Annotated in this window: 1 protein-coding gene; it reads left to right on the top strand. The window is 65.1% G+C overall.

Annotated elements, in window-relative coordinates; all coding sequences use genetic code 11:
- On the top strand, positions 1–16,815 hold a 16,815-nt coding region (locus tag A5698_RS25650; protein ID WP_156670894.1), incomplete at both ends, for a non-ribosomal peptide synthetase.

Here is a 16,815-nt window from a genome sequence, read left to right as displayed (position 1 = left end):
GATGTTGGAGTGGCAATCGGCCACCGTCGATCGGATCATGTCTCTCCGGCCGCAGCGGGTGTTGGAGATCGGTGCGGGCTCGGGATTGGTGTTGTCACAGATCGCTCCGCTCTGCGACGAATATTGGGCGACAGACTTTTCCGCACCGACGATCCAGGCGCTCCAAACCGCGGTGGCTGCTCAGCCGTGGGGCGACCGGGTGCACCTGTTGGTGCAGCCGGCCGATGTGATCGAAGAGCTCCCACAAGCCCATTTCGACGTGGTGGTGCTCAACTCGGTCATCCAGTACTTCCCGAGCGCGGCATACCTGACCGAGGTGCTGGCGGTGGCGATGCGGTTGCTGACGCCCGGTGGCTCGCTGTTCATCGGTGATGTTCGCAATCACACGCTGCAGGGTGCGCTCCAAACCGCGGTTGCGTTGGCCCGTTCGGAAACCAGCGACACCAACGAAATCCGTGAGCGCGTCCAACGCGCTCTCGTCAGCGAAGTCGAGTTGCTACTCGCGCCAGAGTTTTTCACCGCCTGGGTCGCCGATCAGCCGGCGGCGGCCGGACTCGATATCCAAACCAAACGGGGACGGGCCGACAACGAACTGACCCGCTACCGCTATGACGTCGTGATCCACAAGTCGCCTGTCGCGGTGCGCTCACTGGCTGACGTTCCGTCCTGGGCTTGGACCGAATGCGCGGGCCTTCGTGGGCTGCAGGAGCAGTTGACCGCCCAACACCCGGTGAAGGTCCGTGTTGCCGGAATCCCGCGAGCCGGTCTTGTCACCGATGTCTACATCGAGAAGGCGTTGGCCGCGGGCGAATCCGTCGATGACGCACTCGCCGAAGCGATCGCGGCAAACCAGGAAGCGGTGACACCCGAACAACTGCACCGCGTCGGTGAGGCTGGCGGTTATCGCGTCGTGGTCACCTGGGGTGCCGAGCCGGGCACAGTCGACGCGATTTTCATCGAGGGAGAGCCGGATTCACCGCTGACCGACCTGTATCTGCCATCCAGCGGGACGCGTCAGCGCATCACCACTTCCAACGACCCGGACACCAACACGAAGCTCACCGCGGTCCGACAACAGCTGACTGAGCGATTGCCGGAGTACATGGTTCCGTCACAGATCGTGGTGCTCGAGGAGTTCCCCCTCACCTCTTCGGGGAAGATCGACCGAAAGTCATTGCCGGAACCGGTGTTCGCCGCGACCCCCTTCCGGGCGCCGCAAACCGAGACCGAGGAGGTCATCGCCGGGGTCTTCGCCCAAGTACTGGGGTTGGACCGCGTCGGGGTAGATGATTCGTTCTTCGAGCTGGGTGGGGATTCGCTGCTCGCGATGCGGGTGATCGCCGCGGTCAACGCAAGTCTGGATGCCGGTCTATCGGTGCGGGCGTTGTTCGAGTCGCCCTCCGTGGCGCAGTTGGCGCCCCGCGTCGGTGATGAATCAACGCAGTTGGAGCCGTTGGTGCCGGTGCAGCGGCCTGAGATGGTGCCGTTGTCGTTCGCCCAGAACCGGTTGTGGTTCATCGACCAGTTGCAGGGCCCGTCACCGATCTACAACATGGCCGTGGCGTTTCGACTGGATGGTCCCGTCGACGAAGGCGCGTTGGGCGAAGCGTTCTCCGATGTGGTTGCCCGCCATGAAAGTCTGCGCACGTTGTTTGTGGCGCCCGACGGGGTTCCGCAGCAGTTGGTCGTGCCGATCGAAGAGGCTGAATTCGGTTGGAACGTCATCGATGCCGATGGTTGGCCGGAGCGCCAGCTTGCCGACGCCATCGACGCTGCGGTGCAGCACCCGTTCGACCTAGCTGGTGAACTCCCCCTGCGGGCAACGCTTTTCCGTCTCAATGGCCGGGAGCGCGTGCTGGTGGCGGTGGTGCACCACATTGCTGCTGATGGCTGGTCGATCAGGCCACTGGTGACCGATATCGCGATCGCATACGCCGCGAGGTGTTCAGACCGGCCTCCGGGCTGGGAGAAGTTGCCGGTGCAGTATGTCGACTACACGCTCTGGCAGCGGGCGCAGTTGGGTGATCTGACCGATCCGCACAGCCGTATCTCTGCGCAGTTGGCCTACTGGGAGCAAGTGTTGGCAGGCCTGCCCGAACGCTTGGAGTTGCCGACGGATCGGCCGTATCCGCCAGTGGCCGACCACCGAGGCGCCACCGTCGAGCTGGAGTGGTCGGCGGAGTTGCAGCAGCGGATCGCCGCGGTGGCGCGTGAGTACGACGCCACCAGCTTCATGGTCGTGCAGGCGGCGCTGGCGGTGTTGTTGGGCAAGGTCAGCGCCACCAGTGATGTCGCGCTCGGCTTCGCGATCGCCGGACGTACTGACCCGGCGCTCGACGCCCTCGTGGGTTTCTTCGTCAACACGTTGGTGTTGCGAGTCGACTTGGCGGGTGACCCCACGTTTGCCGACCTGTTGACACAGGTGCGAGGACGCGGTCTGGCGGCCTATGAGCACCAGGACGTGCCGTTCGAGGTGTTGGTCGATCGGCTCAACCCCGCCCGGTCGCTGACGCACTCGCCGCTAGTACAGGTGTTGTTGGCGTGGCAGAACTTTACTGGTCAGGACAAGGACGTCGCCCGTTTGGGCCTGGGTGATGCACGAGTCACTCCGTTGCCCGTGGACACTCGTACCGCGCGTGTGGACTTGACCTTCACGCTGGGTGAGTATTGGAGCCAGGCCGGCGAACCCACGGGGATACGTGGCGAGGTGGAATTCCGCACCGACGTGTTCGACCCCGCCAGCATCGACACGCTGATCGAGCGCTTGCAGCGGGTGTTGCTGGGGATGACGGTCGAACCGATGCGGCGCCTGTCGTGGGTCGACCTGCTCGACGAGGCTGAGCATGCCCGTATCTACGGGTGGGGAAACAGCGCGGCGCTGGCCCGGCGAGTATCTGAGTCGGTGTCGATTCCGGCGCTGTACGAAGAGCAGACTGCGCGCACCCCAGAGGCGGTCGCGCTGAGCCATGGTCAGGAGTCGTGGACCTACCGGGAGTTGGACGAGGCATCGAACCGGTTGGCGCACTTACTGGTTGAATATGGAGCGGGCCCCGGGCAGCGGGTCGCCTTGCTGTTGCCACGGTCGGCCGAGGCGATCGCAGCGATCCTCGCGGTGCTCAAGACCGGGGCGGCCTATCTGGCGATTGACCCAGCGCATCCGGACGCACGGATCGAGTTCATGCTCGGCGACGCTGCGCCGATCGTCACGATCACCGTTACCGAACTGGCATCGCGAGTGGCCGGTCACGGGTCGGTGACCATCGATGTCGGCGATGCCAGGATCGACGACCAGCCCAGCACGGCCCTGCCGGCGCCGATGCCCGACGATATCGCTTACCTCATCTACACCTCGGGCACGACGGGGACTCCAAAGGGCGTGGCGGTACCGCACAAAAACGTGATCCGGCTGCTGGAGACGTTGGATTCCGAGGTGCCCGCCGCCGGTGTGTGGTCCCAATGTCATTCCCTCGCCTTCGATTTCTCGGTGTGGGAGATGTGGGGCGCGTTGCTGCGCGGCGGGCGGCTGGTGGTGGTGCCCGATACGATCGTCCGCTCACCAGAAGATCTGCGTGCCTTGCTGGTCAGTGAGAATGTCAGTGTCCTGAGCCAGACGCCCTCGGCGTTCTATGCACTTCAAGCCGCTGATGCGGTCTCGCCCGAAGCGCGGTATCGAACCACGCTCGAAACGGTTGTGTTCGGCGGCGAGGCGCTTGAGCCACATCGCCTTCGGACTTGGCTGCAGAGTCATCCCGGCGAACCGCGGTTGCTCAACATGTACGGGATCACCGAGACGACGGTGCACGCGTCGTTGAGGGAAATCGTTGCCGACGACGTGGGCAGCGCGGTCAGTCCGATCGGAGGCCCCCTCGCCCACCTCGGCTTCTTCGTGCTGGACGGCTGGCTTCGTGCGGTGCCCGCCGGCGTGGTCGGCGAGTTGTACGTGGGCGGCGCCGGACTGGCGTACGGGTACGTGGGCCGTGGCCCATTGTCCGCCTCGCGGTTCGTGGCCTGTCCGTTCGGTGGTGCGAGCGCGCCAGGCCAACGGATGTATCGCACCGGCGATTTGGTGCGGTGGAGTTCGGAAGGCGAGTTGCAGTATCTGGGCCGTGCCGATGAGCAGGTCAAGATACGCGGATATCGCATCGAGCTCGGTGAGATCCAGGCCGCGTTGAGCGCTCTGGACGGAGTGGAAGACGCGGTGGTCGTCGCACGCGAAGATCGCCCGGGCGACAAGCGTCTCGTCGGCTACGTGACGGGTACAGCCGAGCAGACCGAGATTCGGTCCGCGCTGACCGAGCGGCTCCCGGCGTATATGGTTCCGGCAGCGGTGGTTTCGATGGCCGCGATCCCGCTGACAGTCAACGGCAAGGTCGACAAGCGAGCCCTGCCGGCACCGGAGTACGCCGATGTGGACAGGTACCGCGCGCCGACGACGTTGACCGAGGAGATCCTGGCCGGCATCTATGCCGAGGTGCTGGGGTCGGATCGGGTCGGAGTCGACGACTCGTTCTTTGACCTCGGTGGGGACTCGCTGTCGGCGATGCGCGTGATCGCCGCGGTCAACAAGGCGTTCGATGCCGGGCTTTCGGTCCGCGCGTTGTTCGAGGCTCCCTCGGTGGCCCGATTGGCGTCTCGGGTGGGTGAAGGTGGCGCGTTGGCGCCGTTGGTACCGGTGCAACGACCTGCGGTGGTGCCGTTGTCGTTTGCGCAGAACCGGTTGTGGTTCATCGACCAGTTGCAGGGCCCCTCGGCGATCTACAACATGGCGGTCGCGCTGCGGTTAGCGGGGCGTCTGGACACCGACGCGCTGGGTGCGGCGTTGGCGGATGTGGTGGCCCGCCACGAGAGTTTGCGCACGATGTTCGTGGCTCCCGAGGGAGTCCCGCAACAGCTGGTGCTGCCGGTCGCGGAGGCTGATTTCGGATGGCAGGTGGTCGATGCCAGCGATTGGCCGTCAGACCGGCTCGCCGAAGGTATCGATGCGGCACGGCTGTACACGTTCGATTTGGCGAACGAAATCCCGTTGCGCGCAGAGCTTTTCCAGCTCGCCGAGGATGAGTATGTCCTGGTCGCGGTGGTGCATCACATCGCGGCGGACGGCTGGTCGGTCACCCCGCTGGTAGCGGACCTGGCGGCGGCGTATGCGGCGCGGTCTGCGGGTCAGGCGCCGAGCTGGGATCGGTTGCCGGTGCAGTACGTGGATTACACGCTGTGGCAGCGCGCCCAGCTCGGCGACATCAATGACCCCGATAGTCGGATCGCGACCCAGTTGACGTACTGGGAGCAGGCGCTGGCCGGGATGCCCGAACAGTTGCAGCTACCGACCGATCGGCCCTACCCGCCGGTGGCCGATTATCGGGGAGCTTCGGTGGCGCTACAGTGGCCGGCCGAGTTGCAGGAGCAGATCGCCCGACTGGCTCGTCAGCACGACGCGACCACTTTCATGGTGGTTCAAGCCGCTCTTTCGGTGCTGTTGGCCAAGTTGAGCGCCAGCGATGATGTGGCCGTTGGGTTTGCGATCGCCGGTCGCGGCGACCCCGCACTCGAGAAATTGGTCGGTTTCTTCGTCAACACCCTGATACTTCGGGTTGAACTGGCGGGGGATCTGACAGTCGCGGAACTTCTCACCCAGGTCCGTGCACGCAGCCTAGCCGCGTACGAGCACCAGGATGTGCCGTTCGAGGTGCTCGTGGAGCGGCTCACCACCACGCGTTCGCTGACACGCTCGCCGCTGGTGCAGGTGTTGTTGGCCTGGCAGAACTTTGCGGGCCAGGACAATGAGTTCGACACGCTGACGCTGGGAGATCTGGAAGCGACAACGCTGCCGGGAGAGACCCGCACCGCGCGCATGGACCTGACGTTCTCGATGGCCGAACGGTGGGGCGAGAACGGTGAACCCGCCGGGATTTCGGGGGCGGTGGAGTTCCGCACGGACGTGTTCAACTCGACCAGCATCGAGATGCTGATCGAGCGTTTGCAACGAGTCTTGGTGGCGATGACCGCCGCACCGACCCTGCGGTTGTCGTCGATCGATCTGCTCGACGAGGCCGAGCACGCGCGTCTGGATCAGCTCGGTCACCGAGCGGTGGCGACCGCGCCGGCCCCGGTGTCGGTGTCGGTTCCGGCGGTGTTCGCCCAGCAGGTGGCCCGTACGCCGGGGGCGGTGGCGCTCAGCGACGGCGCACGGTCGTGGACATATCGAGAACTTGACGAAGCGTCGAATCGTTTGGCGCACTTACTGGTTGAGCATCGGGCGGGACCGGGACAGTGTGTGGCGTTGCTGTTGCCGCGCTCGGCTGAGGCGATCATGTCGATTCTGGCGGTGCTCAAGACCGGGGCGGCTTATCTGCCGATCGACCCGGCGCTGCCTTCAGCGCGAATAGAGTTCATGGTCGGCGATGCCGCGGCGATTGCCGCCATCACCACCGGCGAGCTTGCCGACCGTCTGACCGGATGTGACGTACAGATCGTCGACGCCGCAGATCCCCGCATTGAGGTCTACCCGCCCACGTCTTTGCCTGCACCCGCACCCGACGACATCGCCTATCTGATTTACACGTCGGGCACCACTGGTGTGCCCAAAGGGGTGGCGGTTGCCCATCGCAACGTGACCCAGTTCGTTGCGGGCGTCGATGCCGACGTGCCCGTGGCGGGCGTTTGGTCGCAATGGCATTCGTTGTCCTTCGATGTCTCGGTGTGGGAGATCTTCGGGGCGTTGTTGCATGGTGGCCGCCTGGTCGTGGTGCCCGAGGCGGTGGCCGCTTCACCGCCCGACCTTCAGGCCTTGCTGGCGGCGCAACAGGTCACGGTGTTGTGTCAGACCCCGTCGGCGGTGGGCATGTTGTCGACTGAGGGGCTGGAGTCGACCGCGTTGATGGTCGCCGGTGAGGCGTGCCCGACCGACGTGATGGATCGGTGGGCACGGGATCGGGTGATGATCAACGCCTACGGTCCGACCGAGGCCACGGTTTATGCGGCGATGAGTGCGCCGCTGATTCCCGAGTCGGGTATCGCGCCGATCGGCTCGCCGGTGTCGGGGGCGGCGTTGTTTGTGCTCGATGCAGGTTTGCGGCCGGTGCCGGTGGGTGTGGTCGGTGAGTTGTATATCGCCGGTGGCGGTGTCGCAGTGGGGTATTGGCTGCGTAGCGGACTGACCGCGTCGCGGTTTGTGGCGTGCCCGTTCGGTGCGTCTGGTGAACGTATGTATCGCACCGGCGATCTGGTGCGCTGGGGTCCTGACGGCCAGCTGCAGTATCTGGGCCGGGCTGACGAGCAGGTCAAGATCCGCGGATTCCGCATCGAACTCGGTGAGGTGCAGGCTGCGTTGGCCGCCTGCGAGGGTGTCCGGCAGGCGGTGGTGCTTGCCCGTGAGGATCGCCCCGGTGACAAGCGACTTGTGGGCTATGTGACCGGTACAGCTGATCCGTCTGGGACCCGCGCGGCGCTGGCCGAGCGACTGCCGGCCTACATGGTGCCTGCGGCGGTGATGGTTGTCGAGACACTGCCGCTGACTCCGAATGGCAAATTGGATCGACGGGCCTTGCCCGCACCGGACTATCAGGACGCGGGCACGGTTTATCGCGCGCCGACGACTCCCACCGAAGAGATCGTGGTCGGCATCTACGCCGAGGTGTTGGGGTTGGACCGGGTCGGTGTTGACGACTCGTTTTTCGAACTCGGTGGCGATTCGCTGTCGGCGATGCGCGTGATCGCAGCGATCAACACGGGCCTGGATACCGCCGTTTCCGTGCGTACGTTGTTCGAAGCGCCGACGGTGGCGCAGTTGGCGCTCCGTCTCGGCGAGGAGTCGACGCGACTGGAACCGTTGGTGCCGGTGCAGCGACCTGAAGTGGTGCCGCTGTCCCTTGCCCAGAACCGGTTGTGGTTCATCGATCAGCTGCAGGGGCCGTCGCCGATCTACAACATGGCGGTGGCGCTGCGGCTCACTGGGGATCTTGATACCGCGGCGCTGGCCGATGCGTTGGCCGATGTGATCTACCGTCATGAAAGCCTGCGCACGGTGTTCCCGACCGTTGATGGTGTGCCTCAGCAGATTGTGCTTCCTGTCGAGGATGCCGATTTCGGGTGGGAGGTCATCGATGCCACCCGGTGGCCGGAGCATCGCTTGCACGACACCATTGATCAAGCCGCCGGTTACGCGTTTGATCTGGCAGGAGAGATCCCACTGCGGGCGCGGCTTTTGCGCGTTGCCGAAGATGAGCACGTGTTGGTGGCGGTGGTGCACCACATCGCCGCCGACGGCTGGTCGGTGACCCCGTTGGTTCGCGACCTCGCGGTCGCCTATGGCGCCCGGTGTGCCGAACAGGCGCCGGACTGGGATCCGTTGCCGGTGCAGTATGTGGATTACACGCTGTGGCAGCGTGCACAACTGGGCGATTTGAGCGACAGTGGCAGCCGCCTCGGCACCGAGGTGGCGTATTGGGAGCAGGCGTTGGCCGGGTTGCCGGAGCGCTTGGAGTTGCCCACGGATCGTCCGTATCCGGCGGTTGCCGATCACCGCGGGGCCACAGTGGAGCTGCGCTGGCCGGCGCAGCTGCAGCAGCAAGTGGCTGCGGTGGCGCGTGCGCACAATGCGTCGAGTTTCATGGTCGTGCAGGCGGCGTTGGCCTTGTTGCTGGGCAAGGTCAGCGCGAGCAGTGATGTGGCGGTGGGATTCGCGATCGCCGGACGACGTGACCCGGCGCTCGAAGAGCTGGTGGGTTTCTTCGTCAACACGTTGGTGTTGCGTGTTGACCTGACCGGCGACCCCACGGTGGGCGAGTTGGTGGCGCAGGTGCGGTCGCGCAGCCTCGAGGCTTATGAGCATCAGGATGTGCCGTTCGAGGTGTTGGTGGAGCGGCTCAATCCCACGCGATCGTTGACGCATCATCCGCTGGTGCAGGTGATGTTGGCGTGGCAGAACTTCGCCGGGCAGCGCAACGCTCCGGCCGAACTGAGTTTGGGCCGGGTGCAGGCCACACCCATGCCGATCGAAACCCACACTGCCCGTATGGATCTGACGGTGTCGCTGGGTGAGGAATGGACGGAGACAGGCGAACCCGCTGGGATCGCTGGGGTCGTGGAGTTCCGCACCGACGTGTTCGATGCGGCCAGCGTCGAGGCCCTGATCGAACGGTTGCAGCGAGTGCTGGCAGCGATGACCGCCAAACCGGCGCAGCGGGTTTCGTTGGTGGATCTGCTTCACGAGTCCGAGCACGCGCATCTGGATCACATCGGTCATCGCGCAGTGCTGACGGAACAACCGGCGCGGGGGTCGGTGTCGATAACCGCGTTGTTCGGTGACCAGGTGGCGCGCATACCCGATGTGGTAGCGCTTCGATGCGGGGACCGTTCGTGGACTTACCGGGAACTGGATGAGGCCTCGAACCGGTTGGCGCACTTGTTGGTCGGTCTTGGTGTGGGCCCAGGTGAATGTGTTGCACTGCTGTTGCCGCGCTCGGCCGAGACGATCGTGGCGATTATCGCAGTGCTCAAGACCGGAGCCGCTTATCTGGCGGTGGATCCGGCGCATCCCGACGTGCGCATCAAATTCATGATCGACGACGCCGCACCAATCGTGGTGGTCACCAACGAAGGCTTGCGCGCAAGATTCGACGGGTACGACCTGCCGGTCGTAGACGTCGAAGACCCCCACATCGACGCGGAGGCCAGCACTGCGCTGCCGGGTCCAGCTCCCGATGACCTCGCCTACATCATCTACACATCCGGCACCACCGGGGTGCCCAAAGGGGTGGCCGTCAGCCATCACACCGTGACGCAGATGTTGGGGTCGATGCCGGCGCATCTTCCCCTGTCCGGCGTGTGGACGCAGTGGCATTCTTACGGTTTCGATGTCTCGGTCCAGGAGATCTGGGGCGCACTTCTTCACGGCGGTCGGCTCGTGGTGGTGCCAGACTCTGTGGTGCGCTCGCCGGAGGACTTTCACGCTCTGCTGATCGCTGAGCAGGTCAATGTCCTGAGCCAGACCCCCTCTGCTCTGGGTGTGCTCTCGCCGCAAGGCCTGGATTCGATCGAGTTGCTCATCATGGGCGGCGAGGCTTGCCCTGTCGAACTGGTGGACCGGTGGGCGCCGGGCCGACTGATGATCAACGTCTGCGGGCCCACCGAGACGTCGATGTTCGCGGCGATGAGTGCACCGCTGACCCCGGGTACAGGTGCGCCGCCGATCGGGTCCCCCGTGCCGGGCGCGGCGTTCTTTGTACTGGACCAGTGGTTGCGGCCAGTCCCGATGGGTGTGATCGGCGAGCTCTACGTCGCCGGGCGGTTGGGGACCGGTTACGTCCGGCGGTCCGCGCTGACGGGTTCGCGGTTCGTGGCGTGTCCGTTCGGTGGCGTGGGTGAGCGGATGTATCGCACCGGGGACTTGGTGCGCTGGGATTCCGACGGTCAGCTGCAGTACCTCGGACGGGCCGACGAGCAGGTCAAGATCCGCGGATACCGCATTGAGCTCGGTGAAGTGCAGGCGGCGTTGGCGGGATGCGCCGGCGTGGAGCAAGCTGTGGTGCTCGCCCGCGAGGACCGCCCTGGCGACAAGCGGCTTGTTGGGTACGTCACGGGCACCGCCGACGCGGGCGAGATCCGCGGCGACCTGGCCGAGCGGCTCCCGGCCTATATGGTGCCGGCGGCCGTGGTGGTCATGGCCACGCTTCCGCTGACTCCGAATGGCAAGCTCGACAAGCGTTCGCTACCGGCGCCCGAATACACCGACGGCGAACACTACCGCCCGCCAACCACTTTGATCGAAGAGATGCTCGTCGGCGTCTTCGCTCAGGTTCTGGGGCTTGAGCGGGTCGGAGTGGATGACTCATTCTTCGATCTGGGCGGGGACTCGTTGTCGGCCATGCGGGTGATCGCTGCGATCAACAAGTCCTTCAGTGCTGGACTCTCGGTGCGCGCCTTGTTCGAATCGCCTTCGGTGGCGCAGTTGGCGCCGCGCGTGGGCGAGGGCGGCGGGCTGGAACCGTTGGTGGCGGTCGAGCGGCCCGCGGTCGTGCCGTTGTCGTTCGCGCAACAACGGTTGTGGTTCATCGATCAACTTCAGGGGCCGTCAGCGATCTACAACATCGCGGTGGCGCTGCAGCTCAGTGGGCGTCTGGATACCGGCGCGCTGGGTCAGGCATTGACCGACGTGGTTTCCCGCCACGAGAGTCTGCGCACGTTGTTCGTGGCGCCTGACGGTGTTCCCCAACAGTTGGTGATGCCGATCGAGCGTGCGGAGCTGGGTTGGCAGGTCATCGACACCGCCGGTTGGCCCGAAGGTCGACTGGAAGAAGCCATCGACACCGCGGTGCGACAGCCTTTCGACCTGGCGGCCGAAGTTCCATTGCGGGCCCGGCTGTTCCGCATCTGCGAGGACGAGCACGTACTGGTGGCGGTGGTCCACCACATCGCCGCCGATGGTTGGTCGGTCAGGCCGTTGGTCGCCGATCTTGCGACGGCTTATGCCGCCCGGTGTGCGGGGCAGACTCCGGATTGGGCCGACCTGCCGGTGCAGTATGTCGATTACACGCTGTGGCAGCGGGCGCAACTGGGTGACATCAACGATCCCGACAGCCGTATTGCGGCACAGCTGAATTACTGGGAGCAGGCGCTCGCAGGAATGCCTGAGCGACTGGAGTTGCCCACCGATCGGCCGTACCCGGCGGTGGCTGATTACTGCGGTGCCCGGGTGCCCGTAGAACTGCCGGCAGAATTGCAACAGCAGGTTGCTCACTTGGCCCGCGAGCACAATGCGACCACTTTCATGGTGGTGCAGGCGGCCCTGGCGGTCTTGCTGTCCAAGATCACCGCCAGCAGTGACGTGGCAACGGGTTTCGCGATCGCCGGGCGCGGCGAAAGTGCGTTGGACGCGCTGGTCGGCTTCTTCGTCAACACGTTGGTGCTGAGGGTCGATCTGTCGGGTGATCCCACGGTCGAAGAGGTGCTGGCCGAGGTTCGCAGACGCAGCTTGGCCGCCTACGAGCACCAGGATGTCCCGTTCGAGTTGTTGGTCGACCGGCTCAACCCGACCCGATCGCTGACGCATTCCCCGTTGGTGCAGGTGCTGTTGGCCTGGCAGAACTTCACTGGTCAGGCTGGCGACCCCGCCGGTGGAATGGCTCTGGGCGATTTGGATGCAACGCCGCTGCCGGTGGACACTCGCACGGCCCGGATGGACCTCACGTTCTCTCTCGGCGAGCAGTGGAGCGAGGACGGTGAGGCGACGGGCATCCGCGGGGAGGTGGAGTTTCGCACCGATGTCTTTGATGCGGCCAGCATCGAGGTGTTGATCGAACGGTTGCATCGCGTGCTGATGGCGATGACATCGGCGCCCACTCAACGGATCTCGTCGATCGAACTTCTCGATCAGCTCGAACATGCTCGCCTCGATGCGATCGGCAACCGTGCCGCATTGACCCGGCCGATGATCGAGTCGCAAGCGATTCCGGTGCTGTTCGGCGCCCAGGTCGAGCGCGCGCCCGAGGCAGTCGCGATCAGTTGTGGGCAGCGATCGTGGAGCTATCGCGAGCTCGACGAAGCGTCGAATCGACTGGCCCATCTACTGGTCGAGAACGGGGTCGCCCCCGGCGAATGTGTGGCGCTGCTGCTGCCGCGTTCAGCTGAGATGGTGGTCGCGATATTGGCGGTGCTGAAGAGCCGGGCCGCCTATCTCCCAATCGATCCGGCGCTGCCGACGGCCCGCATGGAATTCATGGTGCGCGATGCCGAGCCGATCGTTGCGATCACCACTTCGGAACTGGCAGACCAGCTCAACGGTGCCCTGACGGTCATCGATGTGGACGACCCCAGGGTGCACGACCGTCCGGTCTCGGCATTGGTTCCGCCGCAGCCCGATGACATCGCGTACCTCATCTACACCTCGGGCACGACCGGTGTCCCCAAGGGTGTCGCGGTGACTCACCGCAACGTCATCCAGTTGCTGCAAGTTCTCGGCGACTACCTGCCGGTGACGGGAGTGTGGACGCAGTGCCACACTTACGGTTTCGACACCTCTGTGTGGGAAACGTGGTCTCCGCTGCTGCACGGTGGCCGCGTGGTGGTCGTGCCGGATTCGGTGGTGCGCTCTCCCGAAGACTTCCAGGAGTTGTTGGTCGCCGAAAACGTCAGCGTGCTCACCCAAACCCCGTCGGCGGTGGGGATGCTCTCGCCAGAGGGCTTGGGATCGATGGCGTTGGTGGTAGCCGGCGAGGCCTGCCCAACCGAACTGGTGAACCGGTGGGCTCCGGGGCGGGCGATGATCAACGCGTACGGCCCCACCGAGACCACGATGGTGGTAATGCTCAGTGCGCCGCTGGAGCCTGCCTGCGACGTAGTGCCGATCGGTTCGCCGGTGCCGACCGCCGCCTTGTTCGTGCTCGACAGCTCGCTGCGTCCGGTGCCTGCCGGCGTGGTCGGTGAGTTGTATGTTGCCGGCCAGGGGTTGACATGCGGCTATGTCCGCCGGCCAGGCCTAACGGCCTCGCGGTTTGTTGCGTGCCCGTTCGCCGAAGCGGACGCGCCGGGCCAAAGGATGTATCGGACCGGGGATTTGGTGCGATGGGGCGCTGACGGACAACTGCAGTATCTCGGCCGTGCCGATGAGCAGGTCAAGATCCGCGGGTATCGGATCGAACTCGGTGAGGTCCAGGCGGCGTTGAGTGCGGTCGCCGGGGTGCAGCAGGCGGTCGTGATCGCCCGCGAGGATCACCCAGGTGACAAGCGCCTGATCGGGTATGTGACCGGAAGCGCTGACCCTGTCGGAGCACGCGCGGAACTGGCCGACCGGTTGCCGGCGTATATGGTGCCCGCGGCGGTTGTGGCGCTCGAGGCGTTGCCCCTGACGGTCAACGGCAAGTTGGACGTGCGCGCCCTACCGGCGCCGGAATACCAGAGAGCCGAGCAGTATCGGGCACCGAGCAACGCCATCGAGGACATTCTGGCCGGCATCTATGCCCAGGCGCTCGGGTTGGACCGGGTCGGGGTCGACGACTCGTTCTTCGAACTCGGTGGGGACAGCATCCTGTCGATGCAGGTGGTGGCCCGCGCTCGGGCTGCCGGTGTGATGTGCCGTCCGCGGGACCTCTTCGTCGAGCAAACGGTGGCGCGTCTGGCGCGGGTTGCCCGGGTGTCCGATGGCGAGGCGGGACCGGTAGACGAGGGCACCGGAGCGGTGGTCGCGACCCCGATCGTGCATTGGCTGGAAAGCGTCGACGGCGGAGTGGATCAGTTCAACCAGACGATGGTGGTGCAGGCGCCGGCCGGGGTCGCTGAAGACGACGTGATCGTCGTACTGCAGGCCTTGCTGGATCGACACGCGATGCTGCGGTGCCGTCTCGAGATCGACGGTGCGGGCCGGTGGTCGCTGCAGGTGCCCGAAGTCGGATCGGTGAACGCGCGCGAGTATGTGTGGTCGGTCGAGGCGCTGTCCGAGGAACTGTTGGTGGAGGCGCTCTCGCGGTTGAATCCAGCGGCCGGGTCAATGGTGAGCGCGCTGTGGGCGCAAGACAGCGGGCGGCTCGCATTGATCGTTCACCACCTCGTAGTCGACGGGGTGTCGTGGCGAATCCTGTTGGAAGATCTGAACATTGCGTGGGCGCAGCATCACAGCGGCCAGCCGATCGCGTTGCCGGCGCCGGGAACGTCGTTCGCTCGATGGGCGGCGCTGCTGGCTGAACATGCGCGCACTTCGGAGGTGGTGAAGCACGCCGAGGTGTGGCGGCAGGTGGCGTCGACCCCGCCGGTGTTGCCGGCTGTGCAGCCGGCGGTCGACACCTTCGCCACGGCCGGGCGGCTGTCGGCGGAACTGGATGTCGAAACGACGCGGATGCTTCTCGGGGAGGCCCCGGCGGCGTATCGAGCCGGGGTGCAGGACATCCTTTTGATCGCGTTTGGGCTGGCGTGTGCGGAAATGTTGGGCACCGGCACCGCCCCGCTGGGCATCGACGTCGAGGGCCATGGGCGCGATGAGGACGTGATTGACGGTGTGGATTTGACGCGCACGGTCGGGTGGTTCACGACGAAGTACCCGGTGTCGTTGAGCGTCGGCGGGCTGAACTGGACGCAGGTGGTCGCTGGCGATGCGGGGCTCGATGCAGTGATCAAGGCGGCCAAGGAACAGCTGCGCGCACTGCCTGATGGGTTGACATACGGCCTGCTGCGTTATCTGAATTCCGATGTCGATCTTGGCGGGTCCGACCCGGTGATCGGGTTCAACTATCTGGGTCGGCTGGGCGCGGTGGCGGCCGAGTCGTCGCAGGATCTGTGGCGCATCAGTGCAGACGGGTCATCGTTGACCGCCGCGGTCGCGGCAATCCCAATGCCGTTGGCACACACCGTCGAGCTGAACGCCGGCACCGTAGAGACCGACAGCGGTCCACAGTTGCACGCCAACTGGTCGTGGGCGTCGTCGGCGGTTGGCCGCGCGCAGATGGACCGGTTGAGCCAGCTGTGGTTCGAGGCCTTGGCCGGAATCTGCGCACGAGTGCGCGCCGGCGGTGGCGGGTTGACCCCGTCAGACGTCGCTCCGGCTCGACTGAGTCAGCCGCAACTCGATGAGTTGCAGCAGCTTTACCCAATCGCCGATGTGCTGCCGCTGACCCCGCTGCAGCAAGGTCTGCTCTTCCACGCGGGTACGGTCGAAGAGAACAATGATCTGTATGCGGTCCAGCTTGACATAACCATTACCGGCCGGCTCGACCCGCAACGTCTTCGCGATGGCGTGTACAACGCGGTGGCCCGGCATCCGAACCTGGCCGCTCGCTTCTGTACACAGTTCGATGAACCGGTACAGGTGATCCCCGCCGATTCCGCCGTGCCGTGGCGCTATGTCGATCTCCACACGGACAGCGCTGATTTGGACCCCGAGGAACAGGTTGGCACGCTGAGTGCTGCCGAGCGTGCCGCCGTCTGCGATCTCGACGGGCAGCCGGCCTTCCGGGCGCTCTTGATCCGGACCGCCGAAGATGGTCATCGGTTCGTGCTGACCAATCATCACATCGTGATGGATGGGTGGTCTTTGCCGATCCTGCTGCAGGAGATCATCGCCGGATATTACGGGCAGCGGCTGCCCGCCCCCGCGTCCTACCGCAGCTTCGTCAGCTGGCTGGCCGAACAGGATCGCGCTGCGGCGCAAGCGGCGTGGAGTGAGATCTTCACCGGATTCGAGACTCCGACGTTGGTGAGTCCGCCTGGACGCGTAGGCCTCGGGCAAAGAGGAGTCGTGTCGCATCGACTTCCTGCCCAGACCATGCAGGCTCTCAACGAGCTGGCGCGCTCCCAACACACCACGGTCAACATCGTGCTGCAGGGCGCCTTCGCGCAGTTGCTGTGTCAGTTGACCGGTCAGCACGATGTCGCTTTCGGGACCGCGGTCTCGGGACGGCCGGCCGAGGTGTCAGGCGCGGAATCGATGGTGGGCCTGCTGATCAACACGGTGCCAGTGCGGGCGAAATTCACGGCAACGACCACGACCGCCGAGCTACTCGAAAGCTTGCAACGCGCTCACAATCAGACTCTCGAGCATCAGCACGTCGCACTGCCGGACATCCATCGCATCACCGGGCACGACGAATTGTTCGACACCCTTTTCGTGTACGAGAACTATCCGATCGACACGACGGCGTTGGCCGGTGACCACGAGCTGTCCATCACCGACTTCAACACTCGGGAGTACAACCACTACCCGCTGACGGTAGCGGCGCTGCCGGGCGACGAGTTGAGTCTGCGCGCAGAGTTCGACACCGATGTGTTTGATGCGGGCAGTGTGCGTGGGTTGGTTGGTCGGTTGGAGCGGGTGTTGGTGGCGATGACGGCGCA

The sequence above is a fragment of the Mycobacterium sp. E136 genome (genome assembly GCF_001666865.1).
GTDB lineage: Bacteria > Actinomycetota > Actinomycetes > Mycobacteriales > Mycobacteriaceae > Mycobacterium.
Note: the sequence above shows the minus strand (reverse complement) of the source record. Positions and strands in the feature narration are given on the sequence as shown.